General features: G+C 67.7%; 19 protein-coding genes. 10 read left to right on the forward strand and 9 right to left on the reverse strand.

Translation table 11 applies throughout. The annotated features are described in order from the left end of the window. Positions 1–127: 127 nt before the first annotated feature. The 6 genes from C7R54_RS10430 to C7R54_RS10455 form a co-directional block, all read right to left on the reverse strand. Complete coding sequence (locus C7R54_RS10430) at positions 128–886, reverse strand: IclR family transcriptional regulator (protein WP_129150154.1); 759 nt, start codon at positions 884–886, stop codon at positions 128–130. Positions 887–960: 74 nt separating this feature from the next. After that, positions 961–1,704, reverse strand: coding sequence for an enoyl-CoA hydratase/isomerase family protein (locus C7R54_RS10435; protein WP_129150156.1), 744 nt, complete (start codon positions 1,702–1,704; stop codon positions 961–963). Beyond that, positions 1,701–2,867 (reverse strand): CaiB/BaiF CoA transferase family protein, encoded by a 1,167-nt coding sequence (locus C7R54_RS10440; protein ID WP_129150159.1) that lies wholly within the window; start codon positions 2,865–2,867, stop codon positions 1,701–1,703. Before C7R54_RS10440 ends, C7R54_RS10435 begins: the two co-directional genes overlap by 4 nt. 117 nt (positions 2,868–2,984) lie before the next feature. Then, entirely contained in the window at positions 2,985–4,511 is a 1,527-nt protein-coding gene (locus C7R54_RS10445; RefSeq protein WP_129150160.1) for a class I adenylate-forming enzyme family protein, read from the reverse strand. A gap of 41 nt (positions 4,512–4,552) precedes the next feature. Beyond that, on the reverse strand, positions 4,553–5,284 hold the full coding sequence (locus C7R54_RS10450; protein WP_129150163.1) for a CoA-transferase subunit beta: 732 nt from the start codon (positions 5,282–5,284) through the stop codon (positions 4,553–4,555). Further along, on the reverse strand, positions 5,277–6,110 hold the full coding sequence (locus C7R54_RS10455) for a CoA transferase subunit A (protein WP_129150166.1): 834 nt from the start codon (positions 6,108–6,110) through the stop codon (positions 5,277–5,279). Before C7R54_RS10455 ends, C7R54_RS10450 begins: the two co-directional genes overlap by 8 nt. Before the next feature lie 235 nt (positions 6,111–6,345). Here C7R54_RS10455 and C7R54_RS10460 point away from each other — a divergent pair, with 235 nt between their 5' ends. From C7R54_RS10460 to dld, 8 genes are all read left to right on the forward strand, one after another. Next, on the forward strand, positions 6,346–7,323 hold the full coding sequence (locus C7R54_RS10460; RefSeq protein WP_240039463.1) for a Bug family tripartite tricarboxylate transporter substrate binding protein: 978 nt from the start codon (positions 6,346–6,348) through the stop codon (positions 7,321–7,323). Positions 7,324–7,445: 122 nt separating this feature from the next. Continuing rightward, on the forward strand, positions 7,446–9,017 hold the full coding sequence (locus C7R54_RS10465; RefSeq protein WP_158021189.1) for an FAD/NAD(P)-binding protein: 1,572 nt from the start codon (positions 7,446–7,448) through the stop codon (positions 9,015–9,017). 158 nt (positions 9,018–9,175) lie between these two features. After that, positions 9,176–9,754 (forward strand): DJ-1/PfpI family protein, encoded by a 579-nt coding sequence (locus C7R54_RS10470; RefSeq protein ID WP_129150171.1) that lies wholly within the window; start codon positions 9,176–9,178, stop codon positions 9,752–9,754. 13 nt (positions 9,755–9,767) lie between these two features. After that, positions 9,768–10,166, forward strand: coding sequence for a VOC family protein (locus tag C7R54_RS10475; RefSeq protein WP_129150173.1), 399 nt, complete (start codon positions 9,768–9,770; stop codon positions 10,164–10,166). An 85-nt stretch (positions 10,167–10,251) separates the two neighbouring features. Continuing rightward, a complete protein-coding gene (locus C7R54_RS10480; protein ID WP_240039464.1) occupies positions 10,252–10,869 on the forward strand; it encodes a tat (twin-arginine translocation) pathway signal sequence in 618 nt (205 codons plus the stop codon). Between the two features lie 17 nt (positions 10,870–10,886). Next, a complete protein-coding gene (locus tag C7R54_RS10485) occupies positions 10,887–12,485 on the forward strand; it encodes a GMC family oxidoreductase (protein WP_129150175.1) in 1,599 nt (532 codons plus the stop codon). A gap of 105 nt (positions 12,486–12,590) precedes the next feature. Beyond that, positions 12,591–12,941 (forward strand): ribbon-helix-helix domain-containing protein, encoded by a 351-nt coding sequence (locus tag C7R54_RS10490; RefSeq protein ID WP_129150177.1) that lies wholly within the window; start codon positions 12,591–12,593, stop codon positions 12,939–12,941. A 16-nt stretch (positions 12,942–12,957) separates the two neighbouring features. Further along, positions 12,958–14,685: a D-lactate dehydrogenase gene (dld, locus tag C7R54_RS10495; RefSeq protein WP_129150179.1), complete on the forward strand. Its 1,728-nt coding sequence runs from the start codon at positions 12,958–12,960 to the stop codon at positions 14,683–14,685. Positions 14,686–14,767: 82 nt separating this feature from the next. On the opposite strand, the gene C7R54_RS10500 is transcribed toward dld, so the two are convergent. Beyond that, complete coding sequence (locus C7R54_RS10500; protein WP_129150180.1) at positions 14,768–16,375, reverse strand: argininosuccinate lyase; 1,608 nt, start codon at positions 16,373–16,375, stop codon at positions 14,768–14,770. A gap of 207 nt (positions 16,376–16,582) precedes the next feature. Between C7R54_RS10500 and chrA the strand changes: the two genes are divergently transcribed. Continuing rightward, positions 16,583–17,788 (forward strand): chromate efflux transporter, encoded by a 1,206-nt coding sequence (gene chrA, locus C7R54_RS10505; protein WP_129150182.1) that lies wholly within the window; start codon positions 16,583–16,585, stop codon positions 17,786–17,788. A 27-nt stretch (positions 17,789–17,815) separates the two neighbouring features. Here the strand turns inward: chrA and C7R54_RS10510 are convergent, their stop codons facing one another. Beyond that, positions 17,816–19,660, reverse strand: a complete 1,845-nt coding sequence (locus C7R54_RS10510; RefSeq protein ID WP_129150183.1) for a CocE/NonD family hydrolase — start codon at positions 19,658–19,660, stop codon at positions 17,816–17,818. A gap of 211 nt (positions 19,661–19,871) precedes the next feature. Here C7R54_RS10510 and C7R54_RS10515 point away from each other — a divergent pair, with 211 nt between their 5' ends. Further along, a complete protein-coding gene (locus C7R54_RS10515; protein ID WP_129150185.1) occupies positions 19,872–20,843 on the forward strand; it encodes a LysR substrate-binding domain-containing protein in 972 nt (323 codons plus the stop codon). A 131-nt stretch (positions 20,844–20,974) separates the two neighbouring features. Here C7R54_RS10515 and C7R54_RS10520 read toward each other — a convergent pair whose 3' ends face one another. Next, on the reverse strand, positions 20,975–21,970 hold the full coding sequence (locus C7R54_RS10520; protein ID WP_129150187.1) for a Bug family tripartite tricarboxylate transporter substrate binding protein: 996 nt from the start codon (positions 21,968–21,970) through the stop codon (positions 20,975–20,977). Between the last annotated feature and the right edge of the window lie 98 nt (positions 21,971–22,068).

Here is a 22,068-nt window from a genome sequence, read left to right on the forward strand (position 1 = left end):
GCCCGGGGGGCAAGGGGCGGAGGCGCGCGCCGGGCCGGCCTCCATGTCGGCTTGCGTCGATGTAGAGGGCGATGCCGCAGGGTCATGAACCGGGCCAGGGCCGCGCGGGTTTCGGCGCCGCCCGGCGCTAGACCAGTTCGTCCTGGTGGCCCATCAGGGCCGAGATCGCGCGGGCGCAGGCCTGGACCTCAGGCACCCATTGCTTGATCTTGGCGGCCGTGAAGCGGTCCAGCGGACCGGAGATCCCGATGGCGGCGACCGGGTCGTCCAGCGCGTTGAAGATGGCGACCGCGATCCCGCCCACGGTATCGCGCCATTCCCCGCGGTTGACGGCGTAGCCGGCGCGGACGGTCTTGCGCAATTCGTCCTTCAGGCGCGGCAGGGAGGTGAGGGTGGCGGACGTGTGCTTGTCCAGCTTCCCCCCATGGCTTTCCAGGTAGCCGTCCGGCTGGAAGGCCAGCAAGGCCTTGCCCGTGGCCACCGCATACGCGGGCGCCCGGCCGCCCACCATGGAATAGGCCCGGATCGGCTGCGGGCTGTCGATCTTGTCGATATAGACCACGTCCATGCCATCGAGCACGGACAGGTGCACGGTCTCCCCGGTCTTGGTGGCGAGCTCGCGCATATAGGGCGTGGCCAGGCGGCGCACGTCGAGCTTGCCCAACTGGCGCGCGGCCAGTTCGAACAGCCGGATGCCGCCACGGTAGCCGCCGCCGTCGTCGCTCCTGGTCACGTAGCCCGCGTGCATCAGGGTTTGCAGGGTGCGATGCGTGTTGCTGCGCGTCAGGCCGACACGCTCGGCCAGCGCGTCGATGGTTTGCGGCGGCGTGTCGACATCGGTGACCGCCTCCAGCACCATCAGTCCCTTGAGCAGCGTCTTGTCCATATCATTTCCCGAATATTGGGACGGCTAACTTACCACACGGCCGGGGGCGCATCGGCCTGGGAGGGATGGAAAGATCATGCTCCCAGATAGGCGCGGATACGCTGCTTCAGGCCGGGTTCGGCGGCGGAACGCACCAGGCTGGCCAGGTCCGCGTCCAGGGTGGTGGGCGCCAGCGTCTGGTGCAGCTGGGCGCGCACCGGCGCGGCCAGGGCGCGGGCGGCTTCGAGCGCCCGCGCGATGCAGGCGTCGTGGTCCGCCGGCCCCGCCAGTTCGGTCACGAAGCCTTGCAGCTGGGCCTCCTCGGCGCCAAAGGTACGGGTCTGGGTGAGCACGTCGCGCGCCACCTGCTTGCCCACGATCTCGGCGTAGCGCCGCGTGCCCAGCACCAGGCCGAACTTCAGGCCGGGCATGCGGAAGGTGGCGTCGGGCGCGGCGACCCGCAGCGCGCAGGCGCCGAACAGGTCGACCCCCGCGCCGAAGTTCTTGCCATGCGCCAAGGCCAGCGTCACGGCGGGGGACGTGGCGACTTTTTGCAGCAGTTGCTCGATGCGCACGAAGCGCAGCAGCAGGTCGCCTTCGCTCTGTTCTTCATAGCCGCCGAAATCGAAGCCGGCGCTGAAGTTGCGACCGGCGCCACGCATCACGATGAGGTCGCTGCCATGCGCATGGGCGTCGTCGACCGCCGCGATCAGCGCGTCCACGAGGCTCGCGGACAAGGCGTTCATCTTCTGCGGCCGGTTCAAGGTGACCAGGGTGGCGTGGTCCTGGTGCTCGACCTGAACCAGGTCGGCCGCGGTGTCCTGGATGCTGGCGTTCATCGCACGGCCTCCGTGCCGGCCTGCGCCTTGCCCAGGACTTCCGCGTTGTGTTCGCCCAGCGCCGGCGGGGCGCTGCGTATCGGCAGGGTCTGGCCGCCTATGCGCACCGGCGCGCCGAAAGTGCGCGTCTTCACGCCATTGGGCAATTCGAGCGGCTGCACCCATCCCATATGTTCAACCTGGGGGTCGGCCAGCACTTCGGAATAGCTGTTGATGGGCGCGCAAGGCACGCCCGTTTCGCGGAAGCGCGCCAGCCACGTCGCACCGTCCTCCTGGACGAAAATGGCTTCCAGCAGGTCGCGCAGTTCCACCTGGTTGCGGGCGCGCCGGCCCGTGTCCAGGAAGCGTTCGTCCTGGAACAGCTCGGGCCTGCCAACGACGGCGCACACGCTTTTCCAGAGCGCGTTGTTGCCGGCCGCCATGCCGAAGTAGCCGTCGCGGCAGCGGAAGGCCTGGTAGGGCGCATTGCGGGGATGGGCGGATCCCAGTTTTTGCGGATCCTTGCCGCTGCCGAAGTATTCCGAGGTCTGCAGGGCCGCGATGCCCATGGTCACGCCCAGCATGGGAACATCCAGGTGGGTGCCGCGTCCCGTGGCTTGCGCCACGCGCAGCGCCGCGGTGATGGAAAAGGCGCCATAGAGGCCGGCGGTGAAGTCGGCCACGGGCACGCCGCACTTGACCGGCGCGCCGCCGGCCTCGCCGGTCACGCTCATGATGCCGCTCATGGCCTGGATGGTCAGGTCGAAGCCGCCCTCCTGGGCGCGCGGTCCGGTCTGTCCATACGCGGAGATCGAGCAATAGACCAGGCGCGGGTTCAGCTCGGCCAGGTCTTCATAGCCGAGTCCCAGGCGCGCCATGACGCCTGGACGATTGTTCTCCAGCAGGACATCGGCGCCCGCCGCCAGCTCCCGCGCGCGCGCGACGTCGGCGGGATCCTTCAGGTTCAGCGTGACGGAACGCTTGTTGCGGTTGAGGGAGGCGAAGTTCTCGCTATAGCCTTCGCTCAAGGGGGGCCACGCGCGCAGCGTATCGCCGCCTTCGGGATGTTCTATCTTGATGACATCCGCGCCCATGTCGGCCAGCAGCATGCCGCAGAACGGGCCGGCGGCGACGTTGCAGATTTCGATGACCTTGATTCCAGATAAGGCCGCAGTATGTTTCATGGCGTTGGTATCCAGCGATATGTATGGAACTAAATCCGAAGCAAATCCGAAGTGAATCCTTGATCTCAGGACCTGGTTCCCGAAGTTTAGGCAGGGCGATTTCAGACAGGGTAAATCTCAGGCGGGCTGGCTTGCGGGGAGGATAGCACCCGCTCCGTGCGCTTGATCCTGGTCGCTGACCCACCGGGCCACGGCCTTGCGGTCCACCTTGCCGACCGCGTTCTCCGGCAGCGCGGCGCTGATGTAGATGGCATCGGGGGCGTAGATGCGTCCCAACTGCTCGCGCACCCGGGCGCGCAGGAGTTCGTGGTCGGGAATGGCGACGCCGGGCCGCGGGACGATGACGGCCACGGGGACTTCGCCCAGGTCGCGGTCGGCGCGCCCCACCACGCAGCAGGCCGCGACGGCCGGCTCGCGGCTGAGCACGTCCTCGATCTGCTTGGGCGACAGGTTTTCGCCGCCGCGGATGATGACGTCCTTGATGCGGCCCGTAATGCTGAGATAACCGTCGGCGTCGAAGCGTCCCAGGTCGCCGGTGCGCAGCCAGCCGTCGCGCACGGGGCTGTCGCCGTCGTGGCCCAGGTAGCCCAGCATCAGTACGTCGCCGCCGATGCAGACTTCGCCTTCGGCGCCGTCGGGCACGGCCCGTCCCTGCTCGTCGAGCAGCGCCACCCGCTGGCCGGGCAGCACCGTTCCCACGGTGCCTATGCGCCGCGCCGCCGGCGGATTGATGGTCGACGTGCAGGTGGCCTCCGACAAACCATAGGACACCACCAGCGGGCACCCCATGAAGGCCTCGATTTCCCGATGCAGGGCCGGCGTGATGGGCGCCGAACCGCAGCGCGCCATGCGCAGCCCGGCCAGTCGCGCGGGATCGAAGGTGTGCTGCAGCATGCGGGAATACATGGTGGGCACGCCGGTCATCAATGTCGGGCGGAAGCGCTCCAGCAGGTCCGGCATGTCCTCGGCGCGAAAGCGGCCGGCCAGCGCGACGGTGGCGCCGCAGGCCAGGGGCGCGAAAATCTGGTTGTTGATGGCATTGGTGTGATGCAGCGGCATGACGTGCAGCAGGACGTCGTCGGGCCGCAGCCCCGTGTGCGCGACCACGCCGCGCGTGTTCAGCAATACGCCGCGGTGCGCCTGCAGCACGCCCTTGGGCTTGCCGGTGCTGCCTGACGTGAAAAGCAGCAAGGCGGGGTCGCCATCGGCATGTCCCTCGTCCCAGTGCGGTTCCGCCGCGGGCAGCCGGTCCAGGTCCAGCCGGCAAGACGGCGCGATACCGCTGGCCTGGGCCAGGTCGGCATGGTCGGCGTCATGCAGCATCCAGCGCAGGCCGACCGCGGCCACGCGGCGCCGGGTTTCATCGGCCGCCAGGCGCGGCTCCAGCGGGCAGGGGCAGGCCCCGGCCACCAGGCTGGCCAGCAAGGCCAGCACCTGGCCGGGGCCGCGCGCCATGGCCAGGGCCACATAGTCGCCGCGCGACACGCCGGCCTGGCGCAAGGCGCCGGCCAGCCGCCGTACCGCGGCGTCCAGTTCGCCGTAGGTCCAGCCCTGCTGCTCGGTGACCAGCGCCATGTGGTCGCGGTGCGCGGGATCCTGCCAGACGGTGCGCCACAGCGCCGGCAGATTGCGGGGTTCGGCCATGCGGGACTCTCCTGATTCGTCGGTAGCCGGCGTGGCCGGGGTCAGCGCAGCTTGACGGCGGCGTCGCGTTCGAAGGCGCCATCGGGATCGATAGCCTTGAGCGCCGCCAATTCGCCCGGGGTGGGCAGGGGCGTGGGCTGCGCGCCGGTGGCGTCGAATTCGAAAGCCGTGCGCTCGCGCACTTCTTCCAGGCTGGCGTCGGGATGCCAGGATTGCAGCGCCAGCCGTCCATCGCGCTTGATGAAGATGGCGATGGGCGTGGCGATGCCATGGAAGCCGCCCCAGGATGTGCGGAAATCCAGCTTCTGCACGAAGGTGCGGCGCGAGTGTTCGGTGCGCCACGTGCAGGCGCGCCGCGCGGTGGGCAGCATGACGGCGCCGCCGCCTCCGCCGGGCAGGCGCACCTTGGGCTGGTGCCAGTCGCCGATGCAGGAATTGTTGGCCGACCCTTCGCCGTCGATCTGCGCCGCGCCCAGGAAGGTCAGGTCCATGCGGCCGCGCGTGCAGAGGTCGTAGAAATCCTCGTTGGCGAAAATGGAGGCCGTGTGCGCCGCCAGTTGCGGGTCCGAGCTGGAGAGCGGGATATGGTCGGGCCGCGGGTCGACGCCGCCCGCCACGTTGATATAGATGTAGTCGAAATCGTAGGCCCGCTTGGCCACCAGGCAGGCCAGCATCGGCAGCGTCGAGTTCACGCCGCTGAAGGTGATCTCGTTGGGGCGAATGAAGCGGGACAGGCCCAGCACGATATGGGAGAAGGGCGAGAACTCAGACACGGGACGTCTCCCGGATTTCGGGCGCTTCGGCCATGTGGGCGTCCAGGGTGCGGGTGGTATCCATATAGCGTTCGACGGCGGGGTAGTCGATCTCGTAGAAGGGGGTGCAGGAGCCCGGCCAGGCGCTGCCCGGCAAGACGGTAAAGGCTTGCACCATGAAGTAGGGCAGCAGGGTTGCTTCGGGCTGTGCCTCGAAGACCGCCGTATCGACCAGCTTTTCCGCCACCACCAGCACGCTGCCGGCGGCGCGCGACATGATGCGGTCCCAATGCGAGGTGCCGTAGACACGGGCATTGCCCAGGCGATCGACCTCCGACACTTGCAGCACGGCGAAGTCCGGCTTGACCGCGGGAATGAGATAGGGGCTTTCGCCGCTGCCGTAGGGGTCTTCCACGCTGGCCCAGCCGTTGAGGGCGGGCAGGTCGCTGCCGTGCAGCCCGCCGCAGGGCATGTAGGGCACGCCGAAGGCGGCGGCGCGCAGGCCCGCGGTGAGCGTGGCGCAAGCATGTTCTTCCAGCACCATCTGGCGCTGTTCGACTGCCTTGCGATACCACGGCGCCAGGCCGAAATTGCCCTCCATGGCGACGATGCCCGCGCGCGCCTTGCGCACGGCGCCGGCGCGGCAAAGGATGTCGATGTCGTAGCCCGGCGATTGCTTGATGATCTCCAGGTCCTGTCGCTGCTGGCGGATGAGTTCGCGCACGAAGGCGAAGGGGCCGCGGTGCAGGAAGCTGCCGCCCAGCGCGACGGAAGCGCCGTCCGGCACCAACGCCGCGAGTTGCGCCAGGGGAAGCTGCTTGTCCTGGCCGTTGAATCCGGAAGTCATGGTTTGCGTGTCTCCTTGCCGGGGGCGTCCAGGCCGCGGCCGTGTTCGCGGCGGCTGTCCGAGCCTCGTCTATATCCCATTTATTGATATGTAAATCTCACCGCTTTAAAGGCGGGGCGGAATTTTCTTGACCAGAATATCACCGTATGGAATTCTTGTTAAGCCAAATATAGGAATGGCATCCTAAATAATAGGATTTATAAAATCGCCCGAGGCGAAAAAACGGAGAGAGACAATGATGCGCAGGTTTGCACGAGGCGTACTCGTGGCGGCGGCTGCCGCCTGGATGTGCGCGGCCCACGCGGGCGAATGGCCGGATCGGCCCATACGGATGATCGTGCCGTATCCTCCCGGGGGCGCCACCGACGTGGCGGCCCGTCTCTATGCCCAGCACATGGGCGACTACCTGAAGCAGACGGTGGTGGTGGAGAACAAGGCCGGGGCGGGCGGCGAGCTGGGCGCCGAATATGTCGCGCATGCACCCGCCGACGGCTATACGGTGCTCATGGGCGCGCTGGGCAGCCTGGCGATCAATGCCGCGATGCTGGAGAAGCAGAACTACAGCTTCGCCAAGGACTACAAGGGCGTGTCGGTGGCCATCACCATGCCGATGGCGCTGGCGATCAGCACCAAGGTGCCCGCGCATACGCTGGCGGAATTCGTGGCCCTGGCCAGGCAGCGGCCTGGCAAAATGACCTTCGGTTCGGCGGGCACGGGCAGTTCCCAGCATATGGCTGGGGAGTTGTTCAAGCAGGTGACCGGCACGGACATCCTGCATGTGCCTTATCGCGGCAGCGGTCCCGCGGTCACGGACCTGCTGGGCGGCCAGATCGACATGGTCATCGAGACCTTGCCGGCCTTGATTCCCCACGCCAGGAGCGGCAAGATCCGCATCCTCGCCGTCAGCGCCACCGAGCGCGCGCCCAGCCTGCCGGACGTGCCCACGTTCGCGGAGGCAGGGGTGAAGGGATATACGGTGGCGACCACTTATGCCTTGCTGGCCCCGGCCGCGGCGCCGCCCGCCGCCATCGAGAAATTGTCGCTGGCCATGCAGCAGGCCGGCAAGCTTCCTTCCGTGAAGGAAGGCGCGCAAAAGCTGGGGGCGGTCGCGGCGCCCGGTTCGCCGGCGGCCACCGACCAGACGGTGGCGCGCGAAATCAAGACCTGGGGCGAAGTGGTGCGTCGCTCCACCCAACACTCCATCCAGCATTAGCGGCGGCCCGCGGCGCGCGCGTCCCACATACCGGGCGCGTCGTCGCGGCCCCGCGCCGGCCCAGGCCTCCGCCAGGCCAGGGTCATTGAATGAACACATTGAATGGAACACAAGGACGCAGCATGACGGAATCCCTCAAACTGGCCATCGTGGGCGGTGGCTCGGTGGCGGTGTCTTTCCTGGCGCAATTCCTGCGGGCGTGGCCTGGACCCGTCGCGGGGCTGGACGCGGGGCGGCGCCTGGAGGTGGTGCTTTTCGAGCCCCGCGCCGAGGTCGGACCCGGCACGGCCTACCAGGACGACTCGGCCAGCAACCTGCTGAACATCCCGGTCGGCCGCATGTCGGCCCTGGCCCGCGTGCCCGGCGACTTCCTCGACTGGCTGCGGGCCCGCGATCCGGCGTGGCTGCGGGAGCAGGGCGTGGACGAGGCGACGCCTTCGTCCTTCCTGCCACGCCCCGTGTTCGGCCACTATCTGCGCGACCTGCACCGGGACTGCCTGGCCTTGGCCGCGCGCAAGGGCGTGCGGGTGGAGCGGGTCGCCGCCGCCGTGGTGGGCGTGTGGCCTGCGCGTATCGAAGGCGAAGGCGGTGGCGATGGCTTGGGCGCGATCGTCCTGGCCGCTGACGGGACACGCATCGACGCCCATCGGGTGGTGCTGTGCAACGGCAATCTTCCCTCGACGGCATTCGAGGCGCTGGGGGCCCTGCCGGGCTATTTCAACAGCCCCTATCCCGTGGCGGACCTGACCGCGCGCATCGGCGCGGATGACGCCGTCGCCATCGTGGGCACCAGCCTGAGCGCCATCGACGCCATCGCTGCCCTGGCCGCGCGTGGCCATCGCGGACCGGTTTTCAGCGTCTCGCGCAATGGGCGCCTGCCGTCGGTGCGTAGTCCGCACAACCGGACGGTGAAGCTGCCCGACCTGCCGTTGCCGGAGCCCGATGGCCGCGTCACGCTGGATGGCGTGCTGGACAGCCTGCGGCGCGCCTTGCGCGAAGAGGGCGGCATCGAGGAACCGGACGACATTCTCGGCCTGCCCGGTCCGGCGCGCACGGCGCTGGATGCGGAGATCGCGCGCTCGCAGGCCGGCCCGCGGCCGTGGCAGGCGGTGGCCGCGGCGACCAACGACCGTATCGAGCACATCTGGCACGCCCTGGACGACAGCGAGCGGCGCCGCTTCCATCGCGACTGGCGCACCTTGTGGATGGCGCGGCGGGCCACATTCCCCATGCGCAACGCGCTGACGGTGCAGGGGCTGCTGAAACGAGGGCAGTTGCGCGTGGAAGCGGGCTTCCGCGATGTCCGTTATGACGCGGCGCGGGGATTGTTCGAAATCGCCTGCGGCACGGCGGAAGGCGGCGGCACCCTCGGCGCCCCCTGGCTGGTCAACGCCACCAGCTTCTCGATGGATGTGGAAGGGACGTCCGATCCTTTGGTCAAGCGGCTTCTGGCCGATGGCCATGCGCGGGCTCATCCTTTGGGAGGCTTCGATCAGGATTTCGAAACGGGTTGCCTGCGTGATGCCGACGGCCGCATCGTGTCCCAGGTTTCCGTCCTGGGCAGCCTGGCCGCGGGCACCTATTTCTGGACGACGTCGATGGAGGTCAATGCGCGGCTGGCGCTGGGACAGGCCGAGCGCCTGGCGCGGGAAATGCGCGTCGCCATGGAGCGCCCCATGACCCGTACGGCCTAGACCCCGCATGACGGGGACCGCTACGACATGCACCCATACGACCTAGTGAAAACGTTAATGGCAATTTAACCTGCTATTACCCGCTGGCCTCCCAGCGTGCCTAGACTCTCTCCACGGCGGCCGTACCACCGCCTTATCCATACACAAAGGAGAGAGTCATGGCCAAGAAGATATTGGTGCTCGCGGGCGACTATGTCGAGGACTACGAACTCATGGTCCCCGTGCAGGCCCTGGGCGCGGTCGGCCACGTCGTGCACGTCGTGACGCCGGACAAGAAATCCGGCGACCAGATCCGTACCGCCATCCACGATTTCGAGGGCGACCAGACCTATAGCGAGAAGCGCGGGCACAATTTCACGCTGAACGCGGATTTCGCCGGCGTCGACAGCGCCAACTATGACGCCGTGCTGATTCCCGGCGGACGCGCCCCCGAATACCTGCGCCTGAACGACCGGGTGCTGGACCTGGTCCGGGAATTCGCCCGCGCCGGCAAGCCCATCGCCGCCGTCTGCCACGGCGCCCAAATACTGGCGGCGGCCGGCGTCATCGAAGGCAGGAAGATCTCCGCGTATCCGGCCTGCGCGCCCGAAGTGCGGCTGGCCCGCGCCGAGTACGTCGAGCTGGCCTGGCCCGACGCCATCACCGACGGGCAGTTCGTCACGGCGCCCGCCTGGACGGCCCACAGCAACTGGATCGCGCAATTCCTCGCGCTGCTGGGCACGCGCATCGCGCATTGAACGGGTGGCGGGCATGGCAAAACTCATACACACGATGATCCGCGTGCGCGATCTCGATCGCTCTCTCGCGTTCTACGAGGCCGTGTTCGGCCTGAAGACCAGCCACAGGCTGGACTTCGACGACTTCACGCTGGTCTACCTGCGCAATGGCGAAAGCGAAGCGGAGCTCGAACTGACGTGGAACAAGGGCAGGGCCGAGCCCTATACCCACGGCGACGGCTACGGCCATGTGGCCTTCGTGGTCGACGATGCCAAGCAGGAACGGGAACGTCTCGTCGACCAGGGATACACCCCCAACGACCTGCGCGAATTCCATGCGGGCGACGGCAGCCTGCTGGCGCGCTATTTCTTCATCGTGGATCCGGACGGCTACAAGGTGGAGGTTCTCGAACGGCATGGGCATTACCGGTAGCGCGGACGCCGGCATGGCCGGCGCGGCGCTGCCCACAACGACCGACGAATCCGGGGAGCCACCCGGTAGAGGAAGGAGACAAACAATGAAATCAACGACGATTCGGGTCGCCGTCGCCGAGGCGAGCGGCGCGGCCAGGCCGGCAAGGGCCTTCGACATCCCGCTTACCCGGCGCGAATGGCTGAAGGGCACGGGCGTGCTGTTCGGCACGCTGGCGCTGTCTTCCACATTGGCCATGTTCGCGCCCAGCCGCGCGTGGGCGCTGGCGCTCACACGGCTCGATACCCACCAGGGCGACGTCCTGCTGGCGCTGACCCGGCGCATCTACCCGCACGCGAAGCTGGATGACGCGGTCTACGCGCTGGTGGTCAAGAGCCTGGACGAGAAGGCGGCCGGCGACGCCGCCGTGCAGGCCCAGCTCGCCGCCGGCGTGCAGAAGCTCGATGGCATGGCGCAGGGAGACTGGCTCAAGCGCGCGCCCGCGGACCAGGATCGCGACGTGGCCGCGCTGGCCGGCTCGCCCTTCTTCGAAACCGTGCGCTCGACCGCCGTGGTGGCGCTGTACGCGAATCCGCTGGCCTACGCCCACTTCGGCTATGGCGCCAACGCGGGGGACGGCGGCTACCTGGCCACGGGCTTCAACGCCCTGGCGTGGTTGCCCGATCCACCGCCGCAGGATAGCGGCCCGGTCCCGACGAACTGAGCACCAGGAGAAAAGACATGTCAGAGACTGAACTGCAAGGCCAGCACGGCAAGACGTTCGCGCTGGACGACGACCAGGTCGTGGTCATCATCGGCTCGGGGGCGGGCGGCGGCACCTTGGCCAATGAACTGGCCCAGAAAGGCGTGGACGTGGTTATCCTGGAGGCGGGCAAGCTGCATACGCGCGCCGATTTCCTGACCGACGAATGGGGCTCCTTCCAGCAGCTGGCGTGGCTGGACAAGCGGCGGTCCTCGGGCAGCTACCAGCTGGCGAAGGATTTTCCCAACCTGCCGGCCTGGATCTGCAAGACGGTGGGCGGGACGTCGGTGCATTGGGCCGGCGCCAGCCTGCGCATCCAGCCGTACGAGTTCAAGGCGCGCACGACCTATGGCGATATTCCCGGCGCGACCCTGCTGGACTGGCCGTTGACGCGCGACGAACTCGATCCGTACTACGACCGCGCCGAGAAAAAACTGGGCGTGACGCGCACTAACGGCGCGCCAGGCCTGCCCGGCAACAACAACTTCAAGATCTTCCACGCCGGCGCCGCCAAGATCGGCTACAAGCACGTGAATACGGGGCACATGGCGATCAATAGCGTGCCGCAGGACGACAGGCCGCATTGCTATCAGCGCGGCTTCTGTTTCCAGGGCTGTCGGTTCGGCGCGAAGTGGTCCACGCTGTACACGGAGCTGCCTCGCGCCATCGTCACCGGCCACGCGGAGCTGCGCACCGAGGCCCACGTGGCGCGCATCGAGCACGATGACCGCGGCCGCGTCAACGCCGTGGTGTATTACGATGCCCAGGGCAAGCTGCAAAGGCAGAAGGCGCGGGCGGTGGCGGTGGCCGGCAATTCGATCGAAACGCCACGCCTGCTGCTGAACTCGCATTCGGCGCGCTACCCGCGCGGCCTGGCCAACACGTCGGACCAGGTGGGACGCAACTACATGCGGCACACCACCGGGTCGGTGTACGCGACCTTCAAGGAAAAGGTCGATATGTACAAGGGGACGGTCATGGCCGGCATCGTGGAGGACGAGGCCCGCCACGATCCCAAGCGCGGTTTCGCCGGCGGCTATCACCTGGAGACCATTTCGCTGGGGCTGCCATTCTATGCCGCCTTCCTCAAGCCGGGCGCCTGGGGCGCGGACTTCGCCCACGCGATGGACCAGTATGCCTACACGGCCGGCCTGTGGATCGTCGGGGAGGATATGCCGCGCGCCGACAACCGCGTGACGCTGGATACGGAGCTGAAGGACCAGTACGGCTTGCCGGTGGCCAACGTGCATTTCGACGATCACGCCAATGACACCGCGATGCGCGAGCATGCCTTCAGGCAGTCCGAGGCGCTGTACAAGGCGGTCGATGCCGTCGATGTGTACCGGGTGCCGCCGTATCCCTCGACGCATAACCTGGGCACCGCGCGCATGAGCGCACGCGCGGAGGACGGCGTGGTCAACAAGCACGGGCAGGCGCACGATATCCCCAACCTGTTCGTGGCGGACGGCAGCCAGTTCACGACCGGGGCGGCGGAAAATCCCACGCTGACCATCGTCACGCTGGCGATCCGCCAGGCGGACTATATCGCCGGGCAGATGAAGGCGCGGGCGATCTGAGCAGGGCGGCCAGGGCGGTCCTTGCCCGGGCCGGGCCGCCCTGGCTTATGATTGCAGTCGACGCACGCCGGCGGGCATCAGCGTGCCCACTTCCAGGAGTGAAGCATGTGCAAGATATACGTCAACACGGATCCCATCCTCTATGAATCACGCACCCGCTCCCTGCGCATACATGGCGTGGTGACCACCGTGCGCCTGGAGAACCTGTTCTGGGACGTCCTGCAGGAGATCGCCGAGCGGGAAGGCCTGACCACCAGCCAGTTCGCCATCAAGCTGCACGACGAATTGCTGGCTCGCCATGGCGAGATGACGATGAGTTTCGCGTCCTTCTTGCGAGTCTGCTGCTTGCGCTACCTGTCGCTGGGCGCGGGACGGGCCCACGGCGAGGAACGGGACGACGCGCCCTTGCGCGAGACGCCGCGGCAGTTCCAGCCCATGGTCGTACGGGCGGTCTGACGATGAAGGATATGCAGTGAGGGACAGTGCGCGGACGCCGGCGAGCGACAGGGCCGCCTTGATCGAGACGTGCCGGAATATTTTAGGGCCCACCCATGTGCTGACGGACGCGGCCGCGACGCGCCGCTATCGCCGGGGTTTCCGCTTTGGCGAAGGTGCCGCGCTGGCGGTGCTGCGGCCGGGCACGCTGGTGGCGCTGTGGCAGGTCTTGCAGGCCTGCGTCGCGGCCGACGTGGCGGTCATCGCCCAGGCCTCCAACACGGGACTGACGGGTGGGTCCACGCCCGACGGCGAGGACTACGGGCGGCCCGTGGTCATCATCAGCATGGCGCGCCTGCGCACGGTGCACGTCATCGAAGCGGGGCGGCAGGTGGTGTGCTTGCCGGGCGCGACGCTGGACCAGCTGGAGAAAACGCTCAAGCCGCTGGGACGCGAGCCGCATTCGGTCATCGGCTCGTCCTGCATCGGCGCGTCCGTCATCGGCGGCGTGTGCAACAACTCGGGCGGCGCGCTGGTGCGGCGCGGTCCGGCCTATACGGAACTGGCGCTCTACGCCCAGGTCGACGCTGGTGGCGAATTGAAGCTGGTCAATCACCTGGGCATCGCGCTGGGCGATGCGCCGGAGGCCATGCTGGCGCGCCTGGACCGGGGCGACTGGCCGGCCAGCGCCGTCAGCCCCGATGCGGGAGCCGCCTCCGACCACGGCTACGCCAGCCATGTGCGGGATATCGAAGCCGCCACGCCGGCACGCTACAACGCCGACCCCTTGCGGCTGCACGAGGCCTCGGGGTCCGCCGGCAAGCTGATGGTGTTCGCGGTGCGGCTCGATACCTTTCCGATCGAAAGCGGCGCCCGGGTGTTCTATATCGGCACCAACGACCCCGGCGAACTGACCGATATCCGCCGCCATATGCTGGCCAATTTCACCAGCCTGCCCATCGCCGGCGAGTACCTGCACCGCGACGCCTTCGATATCGCGGAGCGCTACGGCAAGGACATGTTCTTGCTGATCGAGCACCTGGGCACGCAGCGCCTGCCGGCATTGTTCGCGATGAAGAGCCGCTGCGACGCCTTTTTCGAGCGTTTCGGCTGGCTGCCGCGCAACCTGACCGACCGGCTCATGCAGGCGGCCAGCCGTCTGTTTCCCAGCCATCTGCCGGCGCGCCTGAAGGCGTTCCGGGAGCGCTATGAGCATCACTTGATGCTCAAGGTGTCGGCCGACTCCGTCGACGAGACGCGCGCGCATCTACAGGCGTATTTCGCCGGTCATGATGGCGATTTCTTCCTGTGCGATGACGAGGAAGGACGCAAGGCCTTCCTGCATCGCTTCGCCGCGGCCGGCGCCGCCGTGCGCTACCGGGCCATGCACCCGGAGCAGGTCGAGGACATCGTGGCGCTGGACATCGCCCTGCGGCGCAACGACAGGGACTGGGTCGAGCGTTTGCCGGCCGAGATGGAGCGGGCCATCGCGATCAAGCTGTACTACGGCCATTTCTTCTGCCATGTCTTTCACCAGGACTACATCGTCCGCAAGGGTGAGGACTGCCTGGCGCTGGAGCACGCGATGTGGCGGCTGCTTGACGAGCGCGGCGCGGAATACCCGGCCGAGCATAACGTCGGCCACCTGTACGACGCCAAGCCGGCCCTGCGCGCGTTCTACCAGGGGCTGGACCCGTGCAACTGCCTGAATCCCGGCATCGGGCATATGTCCAAGCGGCCGTACTATCGGGATGACGAGGCCTAACGGCCGGCCCTGACGCCCGTGGGGCAGGGCCGGCGGCCGCGCATCCGACGCCTGCGCGGCCCTCGCAACGCCTGCCGCGGTTTCAGTTGGCCGGCTTGCCGCCCGAGGCCAGCAGCGTGTCGAAGTCCTTGTCCAGGCGCGCCAGGGAGTCGTCGATGTGCGCCCGGTGGGTCTTGATCCAGTTCTCCTGCAACGCCAGGTTCTCGCGCGCTTCCTTCAGCATCCGCTCCATCTCCGCCGGCTGCGGGCCGCCCGAGGTGGCGCGCGCCTTGACGATGGCCACGGGATCCAGCGACGCGCGGAATTCCGCCTCGGACATGGGCAGCTCCTGCGGATACTTGCTGCCCTTGACGACGTCGGCATAGATGCGTTTCGCGTCGGCGTAGGGGAAGTCCAGCGGCTTGATGTCGTGCTGCCGCGCGTACTCCACCACGTCGGACGCGAAATGATGGCCCTCGCGGAACGGCAGCTTGTACTTGCGCATGAGCAGGTCCGCCAATTCCTGGGACGCCGTCCAGTCGCTGTTCAGTTCTTCCAGGGCGCGATCCGGGTTGATGACCAAGGCCTTGAGAATACGGTCCCATTTCTTCAGCGCCTTGATGGCGGCATCGACCATGGCGGAGTTCTGGTCCACCTCCTTGGGGTCGGGCATGCCCGGCGTGATGTTGTGGGTCTGGAGGATGGGGCCCATGGCCAGCGTCAGGGCCGTCGAGGCATCGCTGCGGGTCGAGTTCAGCAGGCCGGGATTGCGCTTCTGCGGCATCGCGCTGGACACATACGTATTGCCGCCGCCTTCCTGCAGGAGGATCCACGGACGCGACTGGGCGTACTGCGTCATGATGTCCTGGATGAAATTGCCGGTGTGCAAACCGATGGCGGTCACGATGGAGGAGACTTCCACCGGTTCGTCCATGGACGATAGCTGCGCGGCGTCGTACGCGTTGTCGACCAGCCTGGCGTAGCCCAGGTAGTCCGCCATGCGCTTGCGGTCCAGCGGCCAGCTGGTGCCATTGAGCACCGTGGTGCCCATGGGCGAACGGTCGACGCGCGCATAGGTCTCGCGGATGCGTTCGGCGTCGCGCTGCAGGGCGGCGGCGAAACCCAGCAGATAGTGGCCGTAGCTGTTGGGCTGGGCGGCCACGCCGTTGGTGTAGTTGGGAACGATGGTGTCTACATGCTTGGCCGCCAGGTCGACCAGGGTCCGGGACGTGGCGTGCAATTGATCGGCCAGCGCCAGCAGCTTGTCGCGCAGGATGGCGGAGCGGTAGGTGGCATGCATGTCCTGGCTGGAGCGGCCGGCATGCAGCAGCGTGACGTCCAGGCCACCGGCCTTGATCAGCAGCGGTTCGAAGGTGATGACCGTGGACGGACGTTTGCCGCCGGGCTGGTTGCCGTCGTCGATGACTTTCTGCACGGCCGCCGCCAGGCGGGGCGCCATGGACTTGTCGAGGAGCCCTTCGTCGGTGTTGATGACCGCGGTGGCCTTGTTGATTTCGCCCAGCCAGAAGAATTCGTCGCGGACGGGCTTGGCGGGGACCTTGGGCGCGGGCTTGTCCGCGGCGGTTTTTTCCGTCGCGGGGGCCGCGTGGGCAGGGCCCGACGCCGAATTGTCGGCGGCTTGCGCGGCGGCCAGGCCGGGGGCGCAAGCGATGGCGATACAGAGGCAAAGGGGAGATAGGCGGAGTCTCATGGCTGTTCTCGTCATGGCCCGGTGCCGGGCTGGTGTGGGTCGATGCCGGCCAAGGCCGGTCCAACGGGAAGGAGCATTCTATCCAAGGCCCGGGGCGGGGCGCTTTCGGTTGGCTGAATGTCATGTCGTTCATATATCATCGCCGCACTCCGGCGCCTGCCCAGCAGGCCATAGGCCAGACCATCGCCAGGAATCAGGAAATACGAAATGCCTCTCTTGCCACCGACCGAAGAGCGTCCCACTGCCTGGGAGGTGTTCCTCATTTTTCTACGCCTGGGCCTGACGTCATTCGGCGGCCCGATCGCCCACCTGGGCTATTTCCGCACCGAATTCGTGACACGGCGGCGCTGGCTGTCGGAGCGCAGCTATGCCGACCTGGTGGCGCTGTGCCAGTTCCTGCCCGGCCCGGCCAGCAGCCAGGTCGGCATGGCCCTGGGGCTTACGCGGTCGGGTTATGCCGGCGCGCTGGCGGCCTGGGCCGGTTTCACGTTGCCCTCGGCAATAGTCTTGATCCTGCTGGCGTTGGGCGTTTCCAACTACGGCGACTTTATCCCGCCCGGGGTCCTGCATGGCCTGAAAGTCGTGGCCGTGGCGGTGGTCGCGCAGGCGGTGTGGGGGATGGCGCGCAATCTCTGCCCGGACGTCACGCGGATCACGCTGATGGCCGTGGCCGCCTGTGGCGCGCTGCTGGCGCCCGCGGCGTGGGGGCAAATCGCCATGATGGCCCTGGCGGCGGCCGTGGGATTGCTGCTATGCAAACCGAAGCAGGACGCGGCGCACGAACCGCTGCCCATCCCGGTCGGACATCGCGCCGGCGCGATCTGGCTGGCGCTGTTCTTCGTGCTGCTGCTGGGACTGCCCGTGTTGGCCGGATGGATGCCCAGCCGTCCGCTGGCCATGGTCGATGCGTTCTACCGCTCCGGCGCGCTGGTCTTCGGCGGCGGCCACGTGGTGATGCCCTTGCTGCAGGCCGAGGTCGTGCCGCCCGGCTGGGTGGGCAACGATGCCTTTCTCGCCGGCTACGGCGCCGCGCAGGCGGTACCGGGTCCCTTGTTCACCTTCGCCGCGTTCCTGGGCGCGTCCATGAACGGGGCGCCCACTGGATGGACGGGCGGGCTGCTGTGCCTGGTGGCGATCTTCGCCCCGTCCTTCCTGCTGGTTGCCGGGGCCTTGCCGTTCTGGGAGCGCTTGCGGCGCAGCCGGCATGCGCAGGCGGGGCTGGCGGGGATCAACGCCGGCGTGGTCGGCCTGCTGGTGGCCGCGTTGTACCAGCCCGTGTGGACCAGCGCCGTGCTGCGTCCCGCGGACTTCGGCCTGGCGCTGGTGGCCCTGGTCGCCCTGATGTTCTGGAAGCTGCCGCCCTGGCTGGTCGTGGCGGGCAGCGCCGCGGCGGGCTGGCTGATAGGCGCCTGACCCGGCGGGGCAGGCGCCCGGCCCGGCTCAGGCCTTGCGCAGCGGCAGCACGATGGATGACGCATGGCGTCCGCCCGTGCCCAGCGTGAGCCTGGGCGGCCGCCCGTGCGGAACCTGGCCGCAATGGTCGGCATCATGGCCGGCGATGGACACCCGGATGCGGCTGCCGCTCGCGAAACGCCATGCCGTCGGCAGCAAGGCCAGTTCGACGCGTTCGAACCGCCCGGGCACCAGGGGCGCGGCGTCCTCGCGGCGGAAGCTGTGGAAGGGCCATGTCGTGCGGTACCCGGTCGGGCAGGGCGAGACCTTGCGGTGCAGCAGGCGCAAGATGCCTTCCGTCACGTAGCGCTCGCGGCCGTCGGCCTCGATCTCGCTCAGGTAGACATACACGGCGGCGTCGGGTTCGCTGCTGGCCACCCAAAGGTCGATCACCGCATGGCCGCCCAATTCGGTCGGCGCGTCCAGCGGCGCGGAGGTGAAGCTGGCCATGAGGTCCGTGCGTCCCTGCCAGTCAGGGTAGTACTCGGTGCTGTTGATCGCGGCGATGCGTTCGTAGCGGGTGCCGGCGCCGGTGCCCAGCGAGAAATCCACCTGGTAGTCTTGCTGGCTGGTGTCGGCGGATGCGCTGGCTGCCAGTTCTCCTCGCGGCGCCAGGTGCAGGCGGGTGGCGGGCTCGTCGCCATGGGGTGGCCATTGCGTGGCGCTGCGCCATTGCTCGGCATGCAGCGCGTAATAGTGGATGGGCGCCTCCTTGCGCAGGCCGGTATCCAGGCCCAGCAGGTATTCATCGAAGAATCGCAGCGCCTCCGCCAGCCAGGGGGCGTCGGCCATTTGCGTGGCGCGCCACGGCGATACGTCGATGCGCGCGCCGTGGTCCCAAGGGCCCAGCATGAGATGGCGCGGATTCCGGTCCAGCGTCAGGTAGCGCGAGATGGCGCTGTTCATGTAGCCGGCGCCGTCCATCCAGCCGGAAATCGACAGCACGGCCACGTCTTGCGGGATCTGGTCCGCCAGGCTGTAGGGGCTGAAGGTGGCCGAGCTGAAGCTGGCGTCGTAGGGCAGGGGTTCTTCGCGGAAGCGGAACTCCGGCATGAATTCGGTTTGGCGGAAGTTGCCCAGGTGCTCGTGCACGGCCTGCTTCAGCAGCGCGCCGTCGGGATCCTCGTCGACCGGCTGCGGCCCGGCGAAATCCGGGTTCGCGTAGTACACGAAGCGGTGCAGCATTTCGCGCCGGTCATGGTCCATCGCCACCATCAGGTCGTCATAGCTTTGCGTCAGCGCCTTGAGCTGGATGCCGCCTGGATAGTAGTTGTCCGTATAGGTGTCCCAGACCGAGAAGAGCGGCGCGATTGCCTTCAGCGCCGGATGGCGCGTCGCCGCAAGGAAGTCGGAGGCGGCGCCCAGGTAGGAAATGCCGGTGGCGCCTACCACGCCCGTGGACCACGGCTGGGCGACGATCCAGTCGACGACTTCATGGCTGTCGTCGCGTTCGCGGGGCGACCGGAAGCTGTCGCGCGTCCCGAAACTGGCGCCGGTGCCGCGCACGTCGATCGCGACCACGGCATAGCCGCGCGGCACGAAGTAGTCGCGCAGCTTGGCGATGTTGGGCGCGCGCTCGCCGCTGCCGCCAGGCTTGATGTTGAAGCGGCGGTAGTAGGGCGTGAACAGCGTGATCGTGGGAAAGCGCGTCGCGGCCGTCTTGCCGGGGGCGGCCCGTGGAATGTAGACGTCGATCGCCAACCGGCAGCCGTCGCGCATGGCCAGGTAGCGCGAGGACGGCTCGGGAACGACGTAATCGACGGGCCGGCGTTCCGCATAGGCTTGCGGCGGCACGGACCAGGCCTGGTCTTCATTCTTGGCGTACGGGGGCATGGCGTTTCCTTGGGGGTGTGCTCGGAATATCGCCGGCTATGTTAGAGAGCGATGCCGATTCCTGCCAATATTTGATGTGGATGGTGCCATAGGAAAATGCGATCCCGGATGTTGAATGCTGTACCGGCGGTTGGCGCCAGTAGTGCACCGCGTCGCACACTGCGAACGTCCTATCTTCGTTAAGATTCCATCAGCCAAATAGGATTTTCTGATGGATCTGCGCCAACTCAAGTATTTCGTCCGCATCGTCGAGCTCGAAAGCATCACCGCCGCCGCGGAAACGCTGCATATCGCGCAACCGTCGCTGAGCCAGCACGTGGCCAACCTTGAAAAGGAACTGGAAACGCCGCTGCTGGTGCGCGGTCCCGGCGGCGTGCGCGCCACCGAGGCCGGCAAGTTGCTGTATCGCCACGCCAAGGTCATGCTGCGGCAGGCGGAGGAAGCCAAGTCGGCAATCAAGCACGGGCGCGACACGCCCTCGGGCCATGTGAAAGTGGGATTGCCCACCAGCACTTCGCGCATACTGGCCCTGCCCTTGATCGAAGCCGTGGCCAGCCGTTATCCGGAGGTCGTGCTGGAAGTGGTGGAGGGCAGCAGTAGCGACCTGGCGACGGCGGTGTCCATGCACCGCCTGGACCTTTCCGTGGCCATGGACGCGCGGCCGCAGCCGGCGCGCATGACGGTTACGCCCCTGCTGACCGAGGAACTGTTCCTGGTCGGACCGCCGCTGGGCCTGGACGCGGTGACCCTGCGCCAGATGTCGACGATGCCGCTGGTGCTGCCCAGCTTTCCGAACTCCATCCGGGTATTGGCCGCGCGGGCCTTCGCGGAAGAGGACCTGTCCTTGCGCCTGGTGGTGGAGACCAGCGCCGTGTCCGTCCTGCTGACGCTGGTGCGCGAGGGCAAGGGCTGGACCGTGCTGCCGTCGTCGGCGCTGGTCGGACCGGAGGCCCGTTCGGAGAACATCGTCGCCACGCGCATCGCCAGCCCAGAGTTTCGACGCCGGGTGTCCGTATGCATGTCGGTGTCGACCGAGAAAAGCGTGGCGTGCACGCATGTCCATCAGGCGCTTATCGACGTGGCGGCCGGGCTGGTGGCGGATGGCCGCTGGACGGGCGTGCAATGGCAGGGAGAGCGGCCGCTGCCGGGGCGCCAGCCGAACAGGCCGCTGACGCGGCCGTAATCGGCGCCGCTGCCGTCGCGGCTTCGATGGGCCCCGCCGCTGCCGCGGCCGTGGTGGGCCCGACCGCTGCCGCGGCCGTGGTGGGCCCGACCGCTGCCGCGGCCGTGGTGAGCCCGGCCGCTGCCGCGGCCTCAGTCGACCTGGATGCCGTTCTTGGCGATGAACTCGCCCCAGAAGCGCGCGTCCTGGTCGGCGCGGGCGCGCATTTCCTCGGCGCTGCCCTGCAAGGGAACGAAGTAGAGGTCCTTCAGCTTCTTGTTGATGGCGGGGTCCGCGATGGCCGCCTGTACGGCCCCGTTCAGCTTGCGCACCACCGCCTGGTCCATGCCGGCCGGGCCGACGATGGCGAACCAGCCCGGCATGGGCGGCACGTCCAAGCCGGACTCCTTCAGCGTCGGGACCGTGGGCAGGTCGTTGGCGCGCTGGTCGGCCAGGACGGCCAGCGGGACGACATTGCCGGCCCGGATCTGCGGCAAGGCCGAACCCAGCACGCTGGTCATCAGGTCGACCTGCCCGCCCATCACCGCGTTCAGCGCGGGACCGGAACCCTTGTACGGGATATGCTTGAGCTTGATGCCGGCGCCGCTGGCTATCAGTTCCGTGGACAGGTGCGTCGAGTTGCCGGCGCCCGCGCTGGCGAAGGTAATCGCATTGGGCGCCGCCTTGGCGGCCGCGATGAGCTGCGGCAGCGTCTTGTAAGGGGTGTTCTTGCCGGCGACCAGCACGAAGGGCGTATCGACGACCGGCGCGACATAGGTGTAGTCCTTGTCCGCGTCGTAGGGCAGGTTCTTGTACAGCTTGGGATTGAAGCTCATCTGCGACACGCCGGCCAGCAGCAGGGTATAGCCGTCGGCGGGCGACTTCGCGACGTAGGACATGGCGACGATGCCATTGGCGCCGGGTTTGTTCTCCACCACCACCGACGCGCCCAGAGCGCTGCCCATCTTGTCGCCCAGCAGGCGGACAACGACGTCGCCCCCCGAGCCGGCGGACTGCGGGACGATCAGGCGGATGGGGTGATCGGGGAACCCGGCGGCATGGGCGCCGGGCAGGGCGAGGACGGACGCGAGCACGGCCGTGCCGGCGAGGGCGGCGCGGCGTGCGCCGGATAAACGGATACTGAACATCGGTTTCCCTTGAAGTGACATGCCATACGCGTTTCTTATGACGAATAGGCCGCGCAGGCGTGCTCCATCGTAGGGAGACGGCATCGCCAGGGCAAATA

Source organism: Achromobacter aloeverae (assembly GCF_004121055.1).
GTDB classification, from domain to species: domain Bacteria; phylum Pseudomonadota; class Gammaproteobacteria; order Burkholderiales; family Burkholderiaceae_B; genus Bordetella_C; species Bordetella_C aloeverae.